The following is an 18,609-nucleotide window of genomic DNA, read 5'->3' as shown; positions in this document are numbered from 1 at the left end:
ATCTACCAGCGGACTTTCTTCTCGGACTTGGCCAGCTTGCCACTCGCTTGCGTGGGCTTGTGTCCTTTACCGGTGCTCTGCCAACTGTTCCCTGCCCCACCACGGGATTTGCTAGCCAGCATCTCCTTCTGGGCGTCAGTCAGCTTCGATTTGACACCTGCAGCCGGGGCTTCGGTTTCCTGCGTGCCAGGTTCCGGCCCGGCGTTGGTTTCGGGTGTGTTCGCTGTCATGCAGTACGCTCCTTAAGCTCTTTTTGCCGGAGGAGGTTTCTGGACTGCGACGTCGGCTGCGAGACCCTGGGTCCAAATAGCAGCAGCAACAGGAACGGCGCGGAGGCGAAGCCTCAACAGGCATGGATTTTTGTCGTATCAAACTCAGCGGCATCGGGAAGAGTCTGCAGTGCCGTTCCCGGCATGTGCGACGAACCAGGACCCGCTGGTCTATTCAAAAATCAGTGTTCCCATGCACCCACCCTAGACACTCCGGACCATGTTTGTGAACCCCGCGCGTTTTCTCATGCCGACGCCGTCAGGGACGGCTCCAACACGTCACCGACAACGCTGTGTGGGATGGCGCCGGGGACAGCCGATTCAAGACCGACTCAAGACCGGCGTGTGTGTCAGCGCAGGCAGCGGTCGTCCGGGTCAATCGCGGTCATGATGCGCCGGCTGATCTCGCGGAGTTGTTTCAGCTGGGCCTTGGTCAGCGGGTCGAAGACGAGGCTGCGGACGGTTTCGACGTGGCCGGGCGCGCTAGCGACAACCTTGTTCCAACCATCGTCGGTGAGGGTGGCAAGGGTGTATCTGCCATCGCTCGGATCCTGGGCCCTGCGGACCCAACCACGCTTTTCCAGCTTCGCCACCACTTGGGACAGCCGCGGGAGCATGGCTTCGGCCATCACAGCCAGTTCGCTCATCCTCAGCGTGCGTTCCGGGGATTCCGACAGCGCGGACATCACGGCGTACTCGAAGTGGCTGAGCCCGGCATCCCTCTGAAGCTGTGCGTCCAAAGCCCCCGGCAACCGAAGGGCCATACTGGCCAGCGCAATCCAAACAGCCTGCTCGTCTTCGCTCAGCCATCGGGGCTCGCTCACGGCCTGGGCAGTGGCCGAGTCACCGGAAACCTCGGCGATGCGTGACCTTTCCATGCCTGCAATAGTACAGGGATCACTTTGGATGTGAAGTGTCTTCTTCAAAAAAACACTTGCGTATTGAAGTAATTCACGATTAGTATTTAGTTCAAGCTTGAAGTGACTTCGGGAGTCGCGCACTCTCCGGCCGCGAACATCGCCCACCCCCGCATCAAAGAGGAATCCACAATGAACATCACCCTTTGGATCATCGCCTCCGTCCTCGCTTTGGCCTTTCTGGCTGCGGGCCTGATGAAGATCGCCCAGCCGCAGGAAAAGCTCGCCACGTCCGGTCTGGCCTGGACCGAAGATTTCAGCTCCGGAGCAGTGAAGGCCATCGGCTCAATCGAAGTCCTCGCAGCCCTCGGCCTGATCCTTCCAGCCGTCACCGGTATCGCCACCTTCCTCGTCCCGGTTGCTGCCATCGGCCTGGCCATCGTGATGGTCGGCGCCATCATCACCCACCTCAAGCGTGGCGAGAAGCAGGCCGTCATCGTCAACGTCGTCCTTGGCGTTCTGGCCCTCTTTGTCGCCGTCGGGCGGTTCGGCGCCTAGGTCCCTTTGCTCCACCCCTTGTGTCCACGGCTCGAAAGGAAACCCTTCCCGTGACTCCGAGTCCCTTTAACCCGACCGTTCCCGCCGGCGCCTATGACGAGCTGCTCGCCCGCGTCCTTCCCCAAGCCCGCGACCAGAAACTGTGGGAACCGTCCGACGGGCCGATGCCCTCGCTTTTCGTCAGCCACGGCGCCCCGCCCACCCTCGATGACCCGCAGTGGCTGGACGATCTCTACGAGTGGGGCCGATCCATGCCCAAGCCACGCGCCATCGTGGTCGTTTCAGCACACTGGGAGAACGCCCCCATCGCCATATCCGGAAGTGCCGCCGGCACCCCCTTGTACTACGACTTCGGCGGCTTCCACTCACGGTATTACACCCTCAAATACGACACCCCCGACGCGACCGACCTCGCGCATCGGCTCGCAGGCACGCTGGGCGCCGGCACCCCGATCCACCATTATGTGGACCGCGGGCTGGACCATGGCGCGTTCATCCCGCTGATGGCGATGTACCCGGCAGCAGACGTCCCTGTGGTGCAGCTGTCGATGCCCGGCCTCGACCCCGAAGCACTCCTCAAACTCGGTCAGCGCCTGCGCTCCCTCCGGAATGAAGGCATCCTGGTCATCGGCTCGGGATTCATGACCCACAGCTTCGCCATCATGCGCGACCCCAGCCTGGCTCCCTACACGGCCGCCTTCGACGAATGGGCCATCGCTACCATCACCCGCGGCGACGTCGACGCCCTTAGCGACTACCGCCGCAAAGCGCCCGCCGCCGACATCGCCCACCCCACGGCCGACCACTTCGTACCACTAATGCTCACACTCGGTGCTGCCGACAACCCGCAATCAGCCACATCCGTCATCGACAGAATGTTCTTCGGCAACTCCATTCGATCCCTCCAATTCGCCTAAAGGCCTTGGTCAATCTCGAAATCGGCGGACCGCCACGTTAACCGGCCCCCAGGGTCCAACAACAGCACCTGTTGCCTCACGTCAATACCTCCGGGAAGGTTGATTCGTTGCCTCATGTGAAAACCTCCGGCTGGTGTGGTTCCATCGTTCGTTCACAGCGGGTTTGATCGGTGCCGGTTGTTTGGCGGTGGCGATGGCTTCAAGCCGGCCGGTGAGGGCCAGTATCTGCCGTGAGAGCGCGGCCGGCCTGATCTTCTTGTATTGGGCGTTCATGCGGATCACGGGCATCCGTGCCACGGCGGGGTCTGCTACGGCGCGCCTGTGCGGGGTCGTCGCCCGGTCGTGGGTTTTGCTGACCTTGGCTCCGTGGCGGACCTTGGCGATGAGCTTTTGCTGGGGCAGCAGGTAGTTGGTGAAAATCCGGTCCAGCTCCCAGATCTCGTTGAGGAGCTCCAGTTCCGCGGCGGTGTCATAGCGCAGGTAGCCGACAAGCTCACGGACCCTGGACCAGTTCTTCTGTTCGACGTGGGCGCCGTCGTTCTTGTTGCTCGGGCGGGACCGGGTGAAGGTGATGCGGTGCTCGAGGCAGAACTCGAAGAGTTCGTTGTTGATGAACTCACTGCCGTTGTCCGAATCGATGCCGATGACGGGAAAAGGGAAGACCGCCAGGACGTGCCGCAGGGCCGCGAAGACGTGCTTCTGTGCCTTGTTCGGCACGGACCGGTTCACCGTCCACCCGGTAGCGATATCGGTGACCGTGAGGGTGAAGCAGTACTGCCCGGACGCGGCGCCGCCCTCGTGGCCGACCAGATCGATCTCGACGAAACCCGGCACAGCGTTGTCCCACTGGGCCCAGGTGCGGATCGGGATCTGGGACTTCAGCAAAGATCCGGGCTTGGTATGGGACCGGCCATGCGGCAGGAGCTTCGCCCGCTGACCGGCCAGCCGCCGGTCAATGGTCGCCGCACTCATGCGGGCGAGCATCGCTGCCTGCCCGTCGGTAATGTCCAGGACCTTCTCTGCCCGCAGCATCGGCACGAGATCCGGCAGCATGGGGGCCAGCAGCTTGCCCGCAGGGCCCCGTAGCACCGCCCAGCACAGCACGAGACCGTCCTGCAGGTCGGCCCCATACACCGGGGCGCGTCCCGGCCTGACGGGCCGTGGCCGCGGCGGATCGAGCGCATGCCGCAAAACCGCCCGCGCATGGTCCCGGTGCCAGCCGGTCAGCTCGACAAGCTCATCCAGGATCCGCCCCTTCCTGGCCCGGTCACCGGCCCGGTAGGACTCGGCCAGGTGCTTCGTCACGGCTTTGCGTTCACCCATCGTCAATCCCATCCCTCAAGGATCTCCGCGGCCACCCTTCCCGGACCTTTTCCCATGAGGCAACGTATGCGGCTACGCGGAGGTTTTTTATGAGTCAACGCGCAGCATGGCCTCCACGTCCGAGCTCGGCTAGGATGGCATTTCCAGCGACTTGCGCCACGTCTTGAAGCCAACAGGTTTTATGTCAGCACCCTCGTTCCACGCGTCCCATTCCGCCGTGACTTCCCGGCTCCGTTCCGCAGGTTGCGTGTTTGCCGAAGACGAGGCCAAACTGCTGATCGCTGCGGCGCAAGCTCCCGAAGAGCTCGAGCGGATGCTCGATCAACGCGTCGCGGGGCTACCCCTCGAACACGTCCTTGGCTGGGCTGAGTTCTCCGGCCGGCACATTGCCGTGGACGCCGGCGTTTTCGTCCCTCGTCATCGCACGGAGCACCTCGTCCAGGAGGCGGCCCGCTGCGCCTGGCCGGGCGCCGTCGTCGTCGATCTTTGCTGCGGTTCCGGTGCCGTGGGCACTGCCTTGGCGGCAGCGGTGCGCGGCATCGAACTGCACGCCGCCGACGTCGACCCCGTCGCCGTCCGCTGTGCCCGCCGCAACGTCGGCCCGGTGGGCGGACAAGTGCATGAAGGCGATCTCTTCTCGGCCTTGCCAGACACCCTTCGGGGACGCGTGGACGTGCTGGTGGCCAACGCACCTTATGTGCCTACGGACTCGATCGGGATGATGCCGCCGGAGGCACGGCTGCATGAACCGCTTGTAGCGCTCGACGGCGGCGCGGACGGCTTGGACGTGCAGCGCCGGATCGCGGAAGAGGCTCCGTTATGGCTGGCTTGCGGGGGTCAGCTGCTGATCGAGACGAGCGTCCGGCAGGCGATGACCACGGCGGCGCTGTTCGAGCTCGCAGGCCTGTCCGCCCACGTGGTCCATTCCGAAGAATTCGATGCCACGGTGGTACTGGGGAAACTACAGGAAATCCACCGAAAATGATCAGCAAACTGTGCGTTTCGAGCCCCCGGCTCAAACAATTTGGCAGCGCGGTTCCGGAACGCGCCAAAATCCGCGTGATTCCGGGGCTGTAGGCGGCATGTAAATGTCAGGCATGTGCGTCGAAAGGGGCCGAATCGGCCCCCGAATTCGGAGTTAAACTCTCAGTTTCGGGGAATGTCGCGTAAAATTGAGACCCTGCCCAGAGCGGAGCAGCTGTATGTCGCAAGCAAATGATCTCCCTAGGAGAAACCCAAATGCCCACAGACCGAAGCATCACCGACTCCTCAGCAGGCGCTAGGAACGCCGCTGCAACGAGCAAAACCGCACCACGCGGTGCCGCAAAATTGAAACTTCCAACACGCCGTCGGCTCAAGGTGTCCGACGTCAACGTCGTAGACCAGCCGATGCTGAAAAAAGCCCTCGGCGGCACGATCGTCGGTAACACCATGGAGTGGTACGACGTCGGCGTTTTCGGCTACCTCATCACCACGATGGGTCCGGTCTTCCTGCCCGAGGCCGACAAGTCCGTGCAGACCCTGTTCCTGCTCGGAACCTTCGCCGCGACTTTCCTGGCGCGACCGCTCGGCGGTGTGGTCTTCGGTTGGCTGGGTGACAAGGTGGGCCGCCAAAAGGTGCTCGCCACAACACTCCTGCTCATGGCGGCGAGTACTTTCGCCGTCGGACTCCTGCCCGGATACGCACAAATCGGCATTTGGGCAGCAGTACTGCTCGTCGTCCTGAAGCTGGTCCAGGGCTTCTCCACGGGTGGCGAATACGCCGGCGCCACCACGTTCGTGAGCGAATACGCTCCGGACAAGCGCCGCGGTTTCTTCGCGAGCTTCCTGGATATGGGCTCGTACATCGGCTTTGCCCTCGGTGCGGCCCTTGTGTCCATCCTGCAGCTCACCATCGGCCAGTCGGCCATGGAGGACTGGGGCTGGCGCCTGCCGTTCCTCATCGCGGGCCCGCTCGGCGTCATTGCCGTCTATTTCCGTAGCAAGATCGAGGAATCTCCCCAGTTCCAGGCCACTTTGGATGCCCAGGAGGCACTCGCCGCGGACGCCGCAGCCGGCGATGCCGCAGTGGCCAAGGGCCCCATCGGCATCGTCAAGGCTTACTGGCGCCAAATCATCCTCGCCATGATCCTCGCGGCTGCCGCCAACACGGTGGGTTATGCCCTGACGTCGTACATGCCCACTTACCTGACCGAGTCCAAGGGCTACGACCCCGTTCACGGCACCCTGCTGACCATCCCCGTACTGGTGATCATGGCCGTTTGCATCCCGTTGACCGGTAAGCTCTCTGACCGAATCGGCCGCCGCCCTGTGCTGTGGATCGGTGCCATCAGCACCATCGTGTTCGCCATTCCGGCATTCCTGCTGATCGGCCTCGGGGACATTTGGTCCACCCTCGCCGGCTTGGCCCTGGTCGCCTTCCCTGTCACCTTCTACGTGGCCAACCTCGCCTCCGCGCTGCCGGCACTGTTCCCGACGTCGAGCCGTTACGGCGGAATGGGCATCGCCTACAACTTCTCCGTGGCGATCTTCGGCGGTACCACCCCATTCATTGTGGCCGCCCTGATCCAAGGTTCCGGCGATGACATGATGCCGGCGTACTACCTCATGGGCACGTCCGTGGTGGGCGCGATCGCCATCTACTTCCTGCGTGAATCCGCGCAGCGCCCGCTCCCGGGTTCCATGCCCAGCGTGGATACCCAGGCCGAAGCTCGCGAGCTGGTGGCCACACAAGACACCAACCCGCTGATCGACCTGGACGAAATGCCGTTTGAGGACGCGCTACCCGGCACTCCCGAAGCGGCGGACCCGGACCGGGAACACGTCCCGGCCTAGTCCCGGGCCACGGGCTGAAGCCCCCAGCGGCTCAAGCCTTGCGGTTCGCCTTCTGCTCCTGCATCCGCTTTGCCTGCGCTTGGATCTTCGGACCGTAGCCGCCGTTCAGTGCGGTGTCCTTGATGTGGCTGGCTTTCGCGAGCCGATCTCCGTCGGCTGCGTCCTTCAGCGCCTTCAGATCAGCTTGAAGGGCCGCCGGAAGCTTCGCGGCCAGCTTCGGACGCTTGTCCAGGATGAACGTCGCGATCTTCGCGGCGCGCTGACCGTAGTTGGGCTTGCTGCTGTCACCGTTCACGAAGAACCGCAGGGCGGTCGCCAGCGGATGCCGCGCCAAAGCGGTCTTGGCCGCGGCGGCGGTTGCGGTCGGCTGGGTGGCGACGGCCGCCGTCGTGCTTGGGGCGTTTGACGAGGTTGCCGCGTTTGCGGCGATCACGCCTCCGCCCAGCAGGAGGCCAGCCGCAAGAACGCCGACGACGGCGACGCGGGCCTTGCTGCCTTTGCGCCTCTGGGTGGGGGTGGTGGAGAGTTCTGTGCTGCTTTTCATGTTCAGTGTCCTTCGTCCTGGCCGGCGGCGCATCCACCAGCGCTCTGCACAACACTCTTGTCCGGCCGCGTGAACTGATTGTTCGGCCAATGTTCGAGGAATGTAAAACCGGCCCCGCCAGCTGCCAAGCGCGCTCCGGGGAATCCCTCCTTGCTGTTGAATGGAGGCATGGAAGACAGCCGCGGATTGGTGTTGATTGCCGAGGACGAACAGGCAATCGCCGATATCCAGCGCCTGTATCTGGGCCGCGCCGGTTTTGGCGTCCATGTGGAACGGGATGGCATCTCTGCGCTGGCACAGATCAGGCGGCTCAAACCGGTCGCGGTGATTCTCGACGTCGGGCTGCCGGGCCTGGACGGGATCGAACTCTGCAGGCAGCTGCGGCAAGCGGAAGACTGGACGCCGGTACTGTTCGTGACAGCCCGGGATGAGGAAGTGGACCGCGTCCTTGGCTTGGAATTGGGCGCGGACGACTATCTCACGAAGCCGTTTTCGCCCTCCGAACTCGTCGCCCGGGTCAAGGCTGTGCTGCGCCGGACCGAAGGCACCCCGCGTCCCAAGCCGCTGGTGCTGGGCAGCGTGGAGTTGGATCCGCTGAACCGGACCGCGCGCGCAGGCACCGTGGAACTCACCTTGACCGCCACCGAGTTCGACCTCCTCGCCTATCTGATGGCCCAGCCCGGCCGCGTCTTTTCCCGGGAGCAGTTGCTTTCGGCCGTGTGGGGCCAGGCAAGCTATGCAGCGGGACGGACCGTAGATGTCCACGTCGCGCAGCTGCGCGCCAAGCTTGGGGATCACTCCCCCATCGCAACGAGTCGCGGGGTCGGGTACTCGGCAGTCGGGCCCTCCGCTGCGGGTCCAGCGTGAAGCGCTGGTTCGGCACGCTGGCCGGACGCACGACGGCGGTGATCGCCGCCGTCGCGACTGTCGCCGTCGTGCTTGCCGGCCTTCTGGCAGCGCAATTGGTGAACGCCACTGCCGTGGACGAAGCCAAGAAGTATCTCGCAGTTGAGGCCGATTCCCTCAGCAAACAGTCAAACCTCGGAAGCCTCCAGGACCTTCGCGCCGATCTGCTCACCCATGGCGCGAGGCTCGCGGCGATCGGTCCCGATGGCCGCGTGACCGGTGGCGGGGCCCGGCTTGTGGATGCGAAGACGGTGGCGGATGTGCTGGCCGGCAAGGCGGTGTCCAAAACGGTGGACGGTCCGCAGAACACGGTGGTCCTCGAGGCTCGGCCTTTGGCGGCAGGAGGTGGCGTGGTGCTGGCGCAGCCTGTGTCCGAGATCCGGGCCGCGGCAGCTCCCCTGTTGAGCCGCATGCTGATCGCCCTTGCAGTGTGCCTCGTGTTCTCGATCGTGGCGGGCGGCCTGTTGGCGCAATGGCTGAGCCGGCCGTTGGTGCGTACGGCACAGTCGGCGCACCGGCTCGCGGCGGGCGAACGTGCAGTGCCGGTAACGCCCGGCGGCCCGGCCGAAGTGGTGGAGGTTTCCCAAGCCTTGGCCGCCCTCGACGCCGCGCTCCGGACCAGCGAGGGACGCCAACGCGAATTCCTGCTCTCTATTTCGCATGAAATCCGGACACCCCTCACGGCGCTGCGGGGCTACGCCGAGGCCCTCGCGGATGGCGTAGTCAGCGGAGCCGAAGTGAGCGGGGTCGGGCGGACCCTGGTGGCCGAAACCAATCGTTTGGATCGATTTGTCCGGGATCTCCTGGAATTGGCACGGCTCGAGTCCGACGATTTCCGTGTGGAACTGCAGCCCGTGGACGCATCCTTGATCCTGCGCGAGAGCTGGCTGGCCTGGCAGGCAGTGTGCGTCCAAAACGGGATCGCGGCGCGGCTCGAACTGCCGTCCGGAGCATTGCCCGTCCGCAGTGATGGCCAGCGGTTGCGCCAAGTGGTGGACGGACTGCTGGAAAACGCGCTGCGCGTGACTCCGGAGGGCGCCCCCGTGGTGCTCGCCGCTAACGTTTCCGGTAGCGGGCTCACGGTGGAAGTGCGCGACGGCGGCCCTGGACTCACAGAGGCGGACGCCGCCGTCGCGTTTGAACGAGGTGCGCTCTTTGCCAGATACAGCGGTGCGCGGCCCGTGGGCAGCGGACTGGGCCTGTCCATTGCGGCGAGGATCGTGCAGCGGCTGGGTGGACGCATTAGCGTGCGCACGGCTCCGGAAGGTGGCGCGGCGTTTGTGGTGGAGTTGCCGGGCATTCCGGCGATCTCAAAGCAAACGTAGACTCTCCGCATGGCTGAAGATCCAGTGGGTTCGCTGCACCATGTCGAGATTTGGGTGCCACATTTCGAGCGCGCGGCGGAGGAATGGGGCTGGCTGCTCGGGGAACTCGGCTACGAGCCGTTCCAACGGTGGCCCCACGGTTGCAGCTGGAAACTCGGGGCCATGTACATCGTGGTGGAACAATCCGCGGCGATCACCGGAAGCACGCATCGCAGAACGGAGCCCGGACTCAACCACCTCGCCTTCCATGCAGGCACCAGGGAAAACGTGGACCGGCTGCAGCAGCTCGGCGCCGACTCCGGTTGGTACGAGATGTTCGAGAGCAAGTATCCCCATGCCGGGGGTCCTGACCACTACGCCGCCTATCTGGTGAACACGGACGGCTACGAGGTAGAACTGGTTGCGGGCTGATGAGCCGTCGGCGCTAGTGGGACTGTGGCAGCCGCCCCTCAGTTGGCAGGGGCTGACCCATGGAACACATGCACGGGTCAGTCGAGGATGCGACAGGGCACCTTGACACCCTTGATGGGCCAGCCCGTAGGGGCTATCGGGACGATCTGCTCCGGTTCGGCGCCAGGCGTCCGGCATGCCGCGCGGGCCTGCTCGAGGTGGTCCGTCCAGATTGGTCCGAACTCGCGCCCCACGGCCACGGGGAAGAAGTAGACGACCATCAGCACGGCCAGAATGCCGAGCAAAGCTGGTCGCGCCGAGCCCCCCAGAACTTCCCCTAGAAGCGGCAAGAGGGCGAGGAGGAACATGGACGGCGCGACAGCGTAACGCCCGAGGTGCAAGGCGTTCCAGCTGGCGTCGTCGAATGCGGCGTAGTCGAGGAACGGGCGGAAGTTCAGGGCCACGGCCGCGCACGCTATCACGACCGACCCGCCAAGGAACGCGCCTGCGGCCACCTTCTCCCGTATCCGGCCTCGCACAAGGATGACTGCGGACGCCGCGAGGAAGAGGGCGGCCGCCAGCGCCACGGGCACCCAACCGAAACGGACTACCACGCGGGATATTTGCCCCGCCGTTCCGAACATTACGGCGGACGGGCCGTCGACGAACCACCCGTATACGACCGATAGCCAGTTCACCGGCGGCGCGACCGGGTTATCGCGCGGGTACGTCAGCGTTGTGAAAACCTGCGCCCCCACACCAGCGAGGAGGGCTAGCCGCGGACCCCAAAGCCGCGCGTCTCGGAGTCGGTATGCAAACAGAGGGACGAACACCGCAGCCTGTATCTCCGTCAGGCCGACGAGTAGCGCCGCAACTGTTAGGACGGCACCTTCAACCCATGTCCGGGGCCGTTTCAGAAGGAGCCACGGCGCCAGGTACAGGAAGTACCAATGCAGGTTCGCGAGGTTTCCGAGTGCCTCCTCCGGGCTGGCCGCAACCAGGACAGGCACCGCTGCGAACCCGAGCCGGACCCAGACATTCCTGGACAGCACAGACGAGCAGTGGAACACGAGCGCCGCGACACCGCCCACGATCAAGCACGCCGCCACGGTCACGGCGATCGCCCATGCATCCACAGGGAGCAGCCTCACGACCAGCCACGCGACGCCACGAGGCACGACGTGTAGGTACCCCTGGTACGGGGCGAAGATGCCTCGGAGGCCGGCGTCCTTGAGCACGTCGTTGATGAAGATCCCGCCATCCTCTGCCCACAGAGTTCCGATAGCCGGGGCCGGGAGCCGCGCGAGCGAGAGCAGGGCCGAGACCAGGACGATCGACGCGTACACCACAGGGTTCCGCCAGCGGACAGTAGGAGCGAAAAAAGCACGACGGTGCACAGTCAAGACAGCCAAGCGGAGACCCCCAAGAGAAAATTGCAGACAGAATGCAAATTTTACATCGTCATCGAATCCCCGGGGCCCGCTAGTGCACCTTCTTCTGGGCAGACACGCGGTTCGCTTCCGGCCAGCGCGTGATAGGCGACTTTCGCATCCGTTCACCGGCAAGGAGAGAGTGTTTTGACCGACTTTCCGGTGGTGCGCATCAGCCAAAAAATTACGGGCAGTCGCCAGGGATAAAGCACGTTGGCTGCGATCTTCAGAGGATCTGTGAGCCTGCCGATCACTTCCAAGGGCCCCGTCTGCACTTGGAATGATGCCGTCAAAGCAAGTAATCCGGTTCGCTCGGCCGTCTCACTCAGTAACGGGACCCGGGTTCTCGAGGCGGACCTTCAGCGCAGCCGCATCCACGCCCAGCTTATTGAGCAGGACAGCTGCCGGATCTGGTTGCTGCCGGTCCAGCAGGGCGAGCAGGAGATGCCGGGTGGTGATCCTGCGGGCTTTCTCCCGGGTGGTCAGTATCAGAGAGTCCTGAATGACCGAGCGGGCAGCCGAGGTGAACGTGGTCCTGCTGCTCCCTTTCGGCGCATTCAGCGGACCGAAGTCGCCTAGCTTGATGCCGACGGCTTCCAAGGCCTCCTGGTCGAGGGCATCAAGCTGAGCACGGGCAGGTTCAAGGTCCACGGCCAGGACCCGGCAGCTTTCCGGGTCATGGAGCAATCCCAGTAGCAAATGGTCCGTACCGATTCTCCGGTCACCGCGGCGCTTGGCTTCCTCGGCGCCGGCATGGACAGCGGTTCTGGCTTCAGCGGCAAATCGTTCAAACATGGCAGGCTCACTTTCCGTATTTGGCGTGGACCGACTGCCGGGAGACGCCTAGGGCATCGCCGATTTGTTCCCAGGACCAGCCCTGCTGCCGGGCGAGGGCCACGTTGGTAGCCTCTACTTTTTCGGCCAGGCGATGCAGGGCTCCGACGGCGCGGAGGCCGGTTGCCGGGTCCGTCGCCGGGATGTGGGAAGTCAGCTCATCACCGTTCATGCTGTCAGTTTGAACTGACAGCCGGCGTCTGTCAATACAGACTGACAGACGTGGTGCCGGCCGAATGCTGCTGAACCCGCCGGCGCATGGCGATCCTCGGCCAGCGGCTCAGGCCTACCAAGGCCTCGCACTCGAGGATGCCGCGCAGTCCGTCGTCGAGCATGTCCGGCTCCAGCTCCTCGAAACCCAGCCTGCGATAGTACGGTGCGTTCCACGGCACGTCGCGGAACGTGGTCAGGGTCAGCCACTCCAGCCCCTCCGCCTGCGCCCACTTTTCGGCGTTATCAAGCAGCTCACTCCCGAGACCTCGACGCGCATGCGAAGGGTGGACACTCAATTGCTCCACGTGCGCATTGCCATCCAGGCGCTCAAGCAGGAGATAGGCCACGGGAACATCCGAGGCATCGGTGAAGACCAAGGCGCCGCCGCGCGTCTGGAAGAGTGCCAGCTCAGTGACGGTCAATGGCTCGTCCTCAGCGATGGCATCCATTCCTAAGGAGCGGAAGATTTCGCCCGCGGCGAGTTCGATTCCGCGCAGCCGTTCCAGCTCGTCCGCGCGCGCTGCCCTGATCATGCGGCCGCACCGCTGCCAGCGAGGTATCGATTGCGCTGTCCAATGAGGTTCCGGAGGTATCTTCCCAGAACCGCTTTCTCCGCAAGCCGGCCCACCACTCCGAAACGCGCCGCGAACTCGACGCGATCGATCATGAGCGTGCCGCCGTCGTCGGGAATGAACTCATGAAGGTGCCGAAAGAACCGGAAGGGACCACGCACTTGCTCGTCCGTGAAGGAATCGGGGAAGTGACATTGGGTGATTCGGCTACTCATCGTGTCGACGTTGCGGGCAAGGTCGAATAGCTCCGCGGGTTCACGTTGGATGTGGGGGTGGCAGGCAAACGAAACAGTCACCCTTAGATCCTGCCACTGTTTCCCTTTGCGCCCGCTCAGCCCAACTGGCTCGCATTTGTTGTCGTTTTGAGGGCTCATAACGACAACAACTGCGAGTCAGTTGGGTGGGGGGGGCTAGTTGGAGGGGAAGTTGTAGGAGGCGCCGGAAGCGTGGGTGGGTTCGGGCCAGCGGGAGGTGACCACCTTGCCGCGGGTATAGAAGGAGACGCCTTCCGGACCGTAGATGTGCTTGTCTCCGAAGAGCGAGGCCTTCCAGCCGCCGAAGGAGTAGTAGGCAACGGGAACCGGCAAGGGCACATTGATGCCGATCATGCCCACGTCCACGGAACGCTGGAACTTGCGCGCGTTGGCGCCGGAGGAGGTGAAGATCGCGGTGCCGTTGCCGTAGGGGTTGGCATTGATCAACCTGATGCCTTCATCCAGGTCCTCCACCCGCACCACCACCAAGACGGGTCCGAAGATTTCCTCCGTGTAGGCGCTCATTTCGGTCTTGACGTGGTCGATCACGGTGGGGCCGACCCAGAATCCGTCTTCGTGGCCGGGAACTACCAGCTCGCGGCCGTCCACCACCATCGCAGCGCCGGCCAGCTCCGCCTCGTTCACCGTCTTGACGATGAATTCGCGGGATTCGGCGCTGATCACGGGACCCATGTCGGCGTCGGCTTCGGTGCCGTTCTTGACCTTCACGTCGAGGGCACGCTCTTCAACCTTCTTGACCAGCAAGTCAGCGGCATCGCCTACGGCGACCGCAACCGAGATGGCCATGCAACGCTGACCGGCGGAACCGAACGCGGCAGCGGCCAGATGGTCGGCAGCGTTGTCCAGGTCGGCGTCGGGCATGACAATCGCGTGGTTCTTCGCCCCGCCCAAGGCCTGGACCCGCTTGCCGTGCGCCGTCGCCACCTCCAGGATGTGCTTCGCCACAGGAGTGGAGCCGACGAAGGAAACGGCATCCACGTCCGGGTGCGTCAGGAGACCGGAAACAACCTCACGGTCCCCGTGCAGGACCTGGAAAACGCCATCGGGCAGTCCGGCCTGCTTCCACAGCCTGGCCAGCAGCATCGCGGCCGACGGCACTCGGTGTGATGGCTTGAGGATGAACGCGTTGCCCGTCGCAATAGCCATCGGCGCCATCCACAACGGCACCATGACCGGGAAATTGAACGGCGTGATGCCCGCGACCACGCCGACCGGCTCCCGGAAGGAGAACACATCGATGCCGGTGGAGACCTGGTCCGAGTACTCGCCCTTGAGCAGCTGCGGGATCCCGCAAGCGAACTCGATGACTTCCAAGCCGCGGCCGATCTCGCCCTTGGCGTCGTTGAGGACCTTCCCGTGTTCGGACGTGATCAGGGCCGCGAGTTCCTCCACGTGAGAGGCGACAAGCTCACGGAATTTGAACAGCACGGCAGTGCGCTTGGCCAGCGAAATGCCGCCCCAGGACGCTGCGGCTTCCTTTGCTGCGGCCACGGTGGCGTCGAGATCAGCCAAGTTGGCCAGCCGCAGCTCGGCCGTCACGGCGCCTGTGGCGGGGTTGTAGACGGGCTTGGTGCTTGTTCCGCTGCCCGCTGCTTCGGTACCGCTGATGAAGTGGTTGATGATAGTCATTACTGCTCCTGTAGTAGCTGGTGCTCCGCGGCATGTACGCCGTTGACATCCCGCGGCAAACCGGTGGCGAGTGATTCCTGCAGCGCCAAGCGGACGGCCAGGTTCTGTTCGGTCAATTCCCTGTGGACAAGTTCGGGCCCGGAATTGCGAACCCACGCGCTGAACCGTTCGATTTCGGTCTTGAACGGGTCCTCCCCGATGTCGACAGACTCTGTCTGACCGTCCCTCAGAGACACGGTGATGCGGGCAATTTCGCCGGGCCCCGGATCAAATGCCTTGTCCAAAGTGATGTGACCCTTGGTGCCGATCACCTGGAATGTGTGCGTGCGGGGACCCTCAAAACCACAGTCCAGCGTTCCCAACACGTCCCCGTAGTCCAGGATCGCGGCCATGGTTGTTTCCACCGGATCTGTGCGGCTGGTGCCTTTTCCGTAGACAGATTGCGGCGCGCGGCCCATCACCATGTTCATGATGTCGACGGCGTAACAACCGACGTCGTTTAGCGCGCCTCCATCCAGTCCCGGCTGGAGGCGGACCTCGCCTTCGCTTCGATCCATGACGAAGTGGAAACGGGCGTGCATGGACACCAGCTCACCGATCTTCCCCGAGTCGATGCATTCACGGACCTTCTGGTGCTGGGGATGGAAGCGGTACATGAATGCCTCCATCAGGTTCACCCCGTTGCGTTCGCAGGCTTCCAACACCCGGCGATAGTCGTGGAGAGTGGAGACGAGCGGCTTCTCACAGAGGATGTCCTTCCCGGCGTCGGCGGCCGCGACAATCCAGTCGGCGTGAAGGGCATTCGGAAAGGGGAGGTAAACAGCCTCAATGCTTGGATCGGCCAGCAATTCCTCGTGGGAAGAATAGGAGGCCGGGATGCCGAAGCGCTCGGCAACTTCGGCTGCCTTTCCGTTCGGGCTGCTGATCGCCGAAGCGACGGCGTTCCGGGCGCGACTCATAGCCGGCAGGAACCTGGCTTGGGCAATCCTTGCCGTGGTCAGCACTCCCCAGCGGACGGCGCTCATCAGCCGATCTCCGCTTCGAGCTGGCGCAGGAACGCGACTGACTGGCGGACATCCCGGACCGGACCGTCGTCGGTAGGCTCGGAATCCAAGATGGTGTCCTGCTCCATGGTGAACCAGCCCGGATAACCAGCGTCGAGCAGGTCCCGGACGATTCCGGCAATGCCGACGTCGCCGTGCCCCAGCGGCACGTACATGCCCGCCTTGACGCCGTCCGTGTAGGAGATCTCGCCGGCCTGGACCCGCTGCGCGACGGCCTTGCGAACGTCCTTCAGGTGGGTGTGGCCGATCCGCGAGGCGTAGTCGCGAACCAGAAGGGCTGGGTCGGTTCCGCCGATGAGCAGGTGGCCCGTGTCCAGGCACAGATTTGCGGCGGTGTCGTTCAAGACCCGGTTCACGTCCGAGGTACTTTCGATCATGGTTCCCACGTGGGGGTGGACCACTGCCTGGATACCCTTGTCCGCGGCTGCCTTGACCACTGCGTCAAGGTTCCTGCCGAACAGTTCCCAGCCTTCGGCGTCGAGCTCGTGGCGCTGATCGTAACCTGCAACGCCGGTCTCCGCCGCGAGGACCATGATGCTTGCCCCGGCAGCTTCGTAGGCATCCAGCTCAGCCGCTACGACGTCCAAGGGGTTCTTGGACGGGTCATGCAGGATGACGGGGAAGAAGCCGCCAATGGCCTGGAGCTTGTGCCGCTTCAGCACCTCCGCGCGCTCAGCAGCCTTCTCGGGGAGAAAGCCGGCGGGGCCGAACTCGGTGGCGCTGATGCCCAGGGCCGTCATTTCGGACAGGACCCTGTCCGCCTCGAGTTGGTGGCCCCATCCGGGGACTTCGCAGACGCCCCAGGAAATGGGTGCCGCGGCAAGACGCTTGGTGATGGTGCTCAATCTGATCCTCCGTATACGTTTTGATCCCAGTCGATGACCGAGCCTGTGACGACACCGCTCCTGTCGGAGAGGAGAAAGACAATGAATTCGGCGATCTCGTCCACTTGCCCGAGCTTTCCCATGGGGACGGAGGCATTCGCCTTCTCGAGCCAGTCGTCCCCCGCGCCGTGGAATTTCTTCTGGGTTTCGGCTTCGCCGTCCGTGGCGGTCCAGCCAATGTCAAGCCCGTTGATGCGGATCTTGTCCCAACGGTGGGCATGCGCCGCATTGCGGGTCGCCCCGGCCAGCCCGGCTTTGGCCGCCACATACGGCGCCAAGTACGGTTGTCCGCCGAGTTCGGCGATGGAGATGACGTTCAGGATGTTTCCTGGCACACCCCTGCTACGAAGATGCTTGATGGTTTCGGCCATGATGAAGAACGGCGATTTCAGGTTCACTGCGATGTGTGCGTCGAACAGCTCGGGCGTCGTGTCCAGCATGGTGCCGCGGGTGGTCAGGCCTGCTGCATTGACCGCGCAGTCGAGTTGTCCGAAGGCCGTGACTGTCTCAAGCACCGAGTTCCGGGCCTGTTCGACGTCGGCGAGATCGGTTTTGATGAACCGCGTCTCGACGCCGGATGCCGTGATTTCCGCGGCGAGCCGTTCACCCGAGTCCGCGTTCCGGCCTGTGATGGCGATCCCGGCCGCACCTTCGGCAGCCGCGCGTCTCGCGACGCCGGCCCCCAACCCCTGGGTACCCCCGCTGACGAGGATTACTTTGTCCTGGAGAAGTGCCATGGTTATGGCTGCCCGATCTTGACCGAATTTTCGATCCTCACGGCGCGTCCGGAGCGGGCGGACTCTTCAGCCGCGTTGGCCAGGACGAGTGCTTGCAGGCCGTCGTCGAACCCCGGACTGCAGGCCGTGCCTGAGCGGATGGCCTTGGCGAAACTGTCCAGCTCGTTCCGGTAAGCCTCGGCGTAACGCTCCAGGAAGAACGGCAAGTAGGCATCCGCCTCTTCGGTGCCGCCGACGCCATACTTGCGCACCGTCGTCGAGGTGACGTTACCTGCGCTGAGCATCCCCTCGCTTCCGAACGCCTCGAGTCGCTGGTCGTGGCCGAAGGCGCTGTGGCGGGAGTTGGTGATGGTGATCAGTTCCCCGTCGCGGCCCTTGAGGGTGATGACCACCGAGTCGAAGTCCCCGGCTTCCTCGATGTAATCGCAGAACACGTTGGCGCCGGTGGCGGAAACTTCAATGATGTCCGGCACGAAGAACCGGGCCATATCCAGGTCGTGGATGCTTTGGTCGCGGAAGATCCCTCCGGAAGTGGCAATGTAGGCCGCCGGCGCCGGTGCGGGATCGCGGCTGATGATGGTCAGCTGTTCGAGGCGCCCGATTTCCCCTGCTGCGACGCGCGCCTGGATGGCCGCGAAGTGGGGGTCGAAGCGTCGGTTGAAACCGAGCATGAGGGGCGTGGTGTTGCCCTTGATCGCGTCCCGGCAAGCGAGCGCACGCTCGATGTCGAGGTCGATCGGTTTCTCGCAGAGGGCCGCCACGCCTTGCCCCATGGCGCGAGAGATCAGGTCCACGTGCGTGCTGGTGGGCGAGCCGATAACGACGGCGTCGAGGTCACCGTTAGCGAAAACCTCGTCGGCGGACTCCACGGCCACAGCACCGGTTCCAGCCGCCAACGTGCGGGCTCCTTCGATGAACGGGTCGGCGATCCACGCGAGTTCCAGGTCTGGGTGGGCAGCGATGTTCCGGGCATGGACCTGCCCGATGCGCCCGGATCCGAACAGCGCAACTTTGAGGGGTCGATCAGTGGACATGTGGGGGTCCTTT

General features: G+C 64.0%; 21 protein-coding genes and 1 pseudogene. 8 read left to right on the top strand and 14 right to left on the bottom strand.

Going from position 1 to position 18,609, the window contains the following annotated elements; translation table 11 throughout:
• Positions 1–2: 2 nt before the first annotated feature.
• Together A3M3_RS0106025 and A3M3_RS0106020 are read right to left on the bottom strand one after the other, a co-directional pair.
• Entirely contained in the window at positions 3–230 is a 228-nt protein-coding gene (locus tag A3M3_RS0106025; RefSeq protein ID WP_028265590.1) for a hypothetical protein, read from the bottom strand.
• Between the two features lie 389 nt (positions 231–619).
• Positions 620–1,147: a MarR family winged helix-turn-helix transcriptional regulator gene (locus tag A3M3_RS0106020; RefSeq protein WP_051422956.1), complete on the bottom strand. Its 528-nt coding sequence runs from the start codon at positions 1,145–1,147 to the stop codon at positions 620–622.
• 171 nt (positions 1,148–1,318) lie between these two features.
• On the opposite strand from A3M3_RS0106020, the gene A3M3_RS0106015 reads away from it, so the two are divergent.
• Positions 1,319–1,684, top strand: a complete 366-nt coding sequence (locus A3M3_RS0106015; RefSeq protein WP_028265588.1) for a DoxX family protein — start codon at positions 1,319–1,321, stop codon at positions 1,682–1,684.
• Positions 1,685–1,734: 50 nt separating this feature from the next.
• A complete protein-coding gene (locus tag A3M3_RS0106010) occupies positions 1,735–2,601 on the top strand; it encodes a DODA-type extradiol aromatic ring-opening family dioxygenase (RefSeq protein WP_028265587.1) in 867 nt (288 codons plus the stop codon).
• Positions 2,602–2,682: 81 nt separating this feature from the next.
• Here A3M3_RS0106010 and A3M3_RS0106005 read toward each other — a convergent pair whose 3' ends face one another.
• Positions 2,683–3,924, bottom strand: a complete 1,242-nt coding sequence (locus tag A3M3_RS0106005) for an integrase catalytic domain-containing protein (protein WP_081736879.1) — start codon at positions 3,922–3,924, stop codon at positions 2,683–2,685.
• Positions 3,925–4,105: 181 nt separating this feature from the next.
• Between A3M3_RS0106005 and A3M3_RS0106000 the strand changes: the two genes are divergently transcribed.
• Both A3M3_RS0106000 and A3M3_RS0105990 read left to right on the top strand, forming a co-directional pair.
• Positions 4,106–4,909, top strand: coding sequence for a putative protein N(5)-glutamine methyltransferase (locus tag A3M3_RS0106000; RefSeq protein ID WP_028265586.1), 804 nt, complete (start codon positions 4,106–4,108; stop codon positions 4,907–4,909).
• A 254-nt stretch (positions 4,910–5,163) separates the two neighbouring features.
• Complete coding sequence (locus A3M3_RS0105990; protein ID WP_028265585.1) at positions 5,164–6,759, top strand: MFS transporter; 1,596 nt, start codon at positions 5,164–5,166, stop codon at positions 6,757–6,759.
• A gap of 31 nt (positions 6,760–6,790) precedes the next feature.
• Here the strand turns inward: A3M3_RS0105990 and A3M3_RS0105985 are convergent, their stop codons facing one another.
• A complete protein-coding gene (locus tag A3M3_RS0105985; protein WP_028265584.1) occupies positions 6,791–7,303 on the bottom strand; it encodes a hypothetical protein in 513 nt (170 codons plus the stop codon).
• Positions 7,304–7,471: 168 nt separating this feature from the next.
• Between A3M3_RS0105985 and A3M3_RS0105980 the strand changes: the two genes are divergently transcribed.
• The 4 genes and pseudogenes from A3M3_RS0105980 (at position 7,472) to A3M3_RS0105970 (ending at position 9,945) form a co-directional block, all read left to right on the top strand.
• The gene (locus A3M3_RS0105980) at positions 7,472–8,170 is read left to right on the top strand and encodes a response regulator transcription factor (protein WP_035741402.1); all 699 of its coding nucleotides are present in this window, start codon (positions 7,472–7,474) and stop codon (positions 8,168–8,170) included.
• Between the two features lie 449 nt (positions 8,171–8,619).
• Positions 8,620–9,024 (top strand): annotated as a pseudogene (locus tag A3M3_RS29475) (histidine kinase dimerization/phospho-acceptor domain-containing protein); the annotation flags it as partial.
• Between the two features lie 165 nt (positions 9,025–9,189).
• Complete coding sequence (locus A3M3_RS29470; protein ID WP_442853112.1) at positions 9,190–9,534, top strand: sensor histidine kinase; 345 nt, start codon at positions 9,190–9,192, stop codon at positions 9,532–9,534.
• A 9-nt stretch (positions 9,535–9,543) separates the two neighbouring features.
• Positions 9,544–9,945, top strand: coding sequence for a VOC family protein (locus A3M3_RS0105970; protein ID WP_028265582.1), 402 nt, complete (start codon positions 9,544–9,546; stop codon positions 9,943–9,945).
• Positions 9,946–10,022: 77 nt separating this feature from the next.
• Here A3M3_RS0105970 and A3M3_RS0105965 read toward each other — a convergent pair whose 3' ends face one another.
• The 10 genes from A3M3_RS0105965 to iolG all read right to left on the bottom strand — a co-directional run bounded on the left by A3M3_RS0105965 (position 10,023) and on the right by iolG (position 18,596).
• Entirely contained in the window at positions 10,023–11,336 is a 1,314-nt protein-coding gene (locus A3M3_RS0105965; RefSeq protein ID WP_155854297.1) for a hypothetical protein, read from the bottom strand.
• Positions 11,337–11,675: 339 nt separating this feature from the next.
• Positions 11,676–12,149, bottom strand: coding sequence for a Clp protease N-terminal domain-containing protein (locus tag A3M3_RS0105960; RefSeq protein ID WP_028265580.1), 474 nt, complete (start codon positions 12,147–12,149; stop codon positions 11,676–11,678).
• Between the two features lie 7 nt (positions 12,150–12,156).
• Positions 12,157–12,360 carry a helix-turn-helix domain-containing protein gene (locus A3M3_RS0105955; RefSeq protein ID WP_028265579.1) on the bottom strand — a complete coding sequence of 68 codons (204 nt, stop codon included), beginning with the start codon at positions 12,358–12,360 and terminating at the stop codon, positions 12,157–12,159.
• 31 nt (positions 12,361–12,391) lie between these two features.
• Positions 12,392–12,934 (bottom strand): GNAT family N-acetyltransferase, encoded by a 543-nt coding sequence (locus A3M3_RS23935; protein WP_035741401.1) that lies wholly within the window; start codon positions 12,932–12,934, stop codon positions 12,392–12,394.
• Positions 12,931–13,269, bottom strand: a complete 339-nt coding sequence (locus tag A3M3_RS23930; RefSeq protein ID WP_051422954.1) for an SRPBCC family protein — start codon at positions 13,267–13,269, stop codon at positions 12,931–12,933. The genes A3M3_RS23935 and A3M3_RS23930 overlap by 4 nt, the downstream gene beginning before the upstream one ends.
• A gap of 114 nt (positions 13,270–13,383) precedes the next feature.
• Positions 13,384–14,877 carry a CoA-acylating methylmalonate-semialdehyde dehydrogenase gene (locus A3M3_RS0105940; RefSeq protein ID WP_028265578.1) on the bottom strand — a complete coding sequence of 498 codons (1,494 nt, stop codon included), beginning with the start codon at positions 14,875–14,877 and terminating at the stop codon, positions 13,384–13,386.
• The gene (locus tag A3M3_RS0105935; protein WP_028265577.1) at positions 14,877–15,902 is read right to left on the bottom strand and encodes a Gfo/Idh/MocA family protein; all 1,026 of its coding nucleotides are present in this window, start codon (positions 15,900–15,902) and stop codon (positions 14,877–14,879) included. Before A3M3_RS0105935 ends, A3M3_RS0105940 begins: the two co-directional genes overlap by 1 nt.
• On the bottom strand, positions 15,902–16,786 hold the full coding sequence (locus A3M3_RS0105930) for a sugar phosphate isomerase/epimerase family protein (protein WP_081736706.1): 885 nt from the start codon (positions 16,784–16,786) through the stop codon (positions 15,902–15,904). The genes A3M3_RS0105935 and A3M3_RS0105930 overlap by 1 nt, the downstream gene beginning before the upstream one ends.
• The gene (locus tag A3M3_RS0105925) at positions 16,783–17,562 is read right to left on the bottom strand and encodes an SDR family oxidoreductase (RefSeq protein ID WP_028265575.1); all 780 of its coding nucleotides are present in this window, start codon (positions 17,560–17,562) and stop codon (positions 16,783–16,785) included. The genes A3M3_RS0105930 and A3M3_RS0105925 overlap by 4 nt, the downstream gene beginning before the upstream one ends.
• A gap of 2 nt (positions 17,563–17,564) precedes the next feature.
• Complete coding sequence (iolG, locus tag A3M3_RS0105920; RefSeq protein WP_028265574.1) at positions 17,565–18,596, bottom strand: inositol 2-dehydrogenase; 1,032 nt, start codon at positions 18,594–18,596, stop codon at positions 17,565–17,567.
• Between the last annotated feature and the right edge of the window lie 13 nt (positions 18,597–18,609).

Origin of the sequence: Arthrobacter sp. MA-N2 (assembly GCF_000517125.1) — a bacterium.
Lineage (GTDB): Bacteria > Actinomycetota > Actinomycetes > Actinomycetales > Micrococcaceae > Arthrobacter > Arthrobacter methylotrophus.
The sequence above is the reverse complement of the archived record's forward strand: the minus strand, read 5'-3'. Positions and strand labels throughout refer to the sequence as shown.

Bases quoted from the DNA above. Each gene is read 5' to 3' on its own strand.
- A3M3_RS23935 (WP_035741401.1), bottom strand. From the start codon at position 12,934: ATGATCAGGGCAGCGCGCGCGGACGAGCTGGAACGGCTGCGCGGAATC.
- A3M3_RS0106005 (WP_081736879.1), bottom strand. From the start codon at position 3,924: ATGGGTGAACGCAAAGCCGTGACGAAGCACCTGGCCGAGTCCTACCGG.
- A3M3_RS0105970 (WP_028265582.1), top strand. From the start codon at position 9,544: ATGGCTGAAGATCCAGTGGGTTCGCTGCACCATGTCGAGATTTGGGTG.
- A3M3_RS0105935 (WP_028265577.1), bottom strand. From the start codon at position 15,902: ATGAGCGCCGTCCGCTGGGGAGTGCTGACCACGGCAAGGATTGCCCAA.
- A3M3_RS0106000 (WP_028265586.1), top strand. From the start codon at position 4,106: ATGTCAGCACCCTCGTTCCACGCGTCCCATTCCGCCGTGACTTCCCGG.
- A3M3_RS0106015 (WP_028265588.1), top strand. From the start codon at position 1,319: ATGAACATCACCCTTTGGATCATCGCCTCCGTCCTCGCTTTGGCCTTT.
- A3M3_RS0106025 (WP_028265590.1), bottom strand. From the start codon at position 230: ATGACAGCGAACACACCCGAAACCAACGCCGGGCCGGAACCTGGCACG.
- iolG (WP_028265574.1), bottom strand. From the start codon at position 18,596: ATGTCCACTGATCGACCCCTCAAAGTTGCGCTGTTCGGATCCGGGCGC.
- A3M3_RS0105985 (WP_028265584.1), bottom strand. From the start codon at position 7,303: ATGAAAAGCAGCACAGAACTCTCCACCACCCCCACCCAGAGGCGCAAA.
- A3M3_RS0105990 (WP_028265585.1), top strand. From the start codon at position 5,164: ATGCCCACAGACCGAAGCATCACCGACTCCTCAGCAGGCGCTAGGAAC.
- A3M3_RS0105940 (WP_028265578.1), bottom strand. From the start codon at position 14,877: ATGACTATCATCAACCACTTCATCAGCGGTACCGAAGCAGCGGGCAGC.
- A3M3_RS0105925 (WP_028265575.1), bottom strand. From the start codon at position 17,562: ATGGCACTTCTCCAGGACAAAGTAATCCTCGTCAGCGGGGGTACCCAG.
- A3M3_RS0105960 (WP_028265580.1), bottom strand. From the start codon at position 12,149: ATGTTTGAACGATTTGCCGCTGAAGCCAGAACCGCTGTCCATGCCGGC.
- A3M3_RS0105955 (WP_028265579.1), bottom strand. From the start codon at position 12,360: ATGAACGGTGATGAGCTGACTTCCCACATCCCGGCGACGGACCCGGCA.
- A3M3_RS0106020 (WP_051422956.1), bottom strand. From the start codon at position 1,147: ATGGAAAGGTCACGCATCGCCGAGGTTTCCGGTGACTCGGCCACTGCC.
- A3M3_RS0105980 (WP_035741402.1), top strand. From the start codon at position 7,472: ATGGAAGACAGCCGCGGATTGGTGTTGATTGCCGAGGACGAACAGGCA.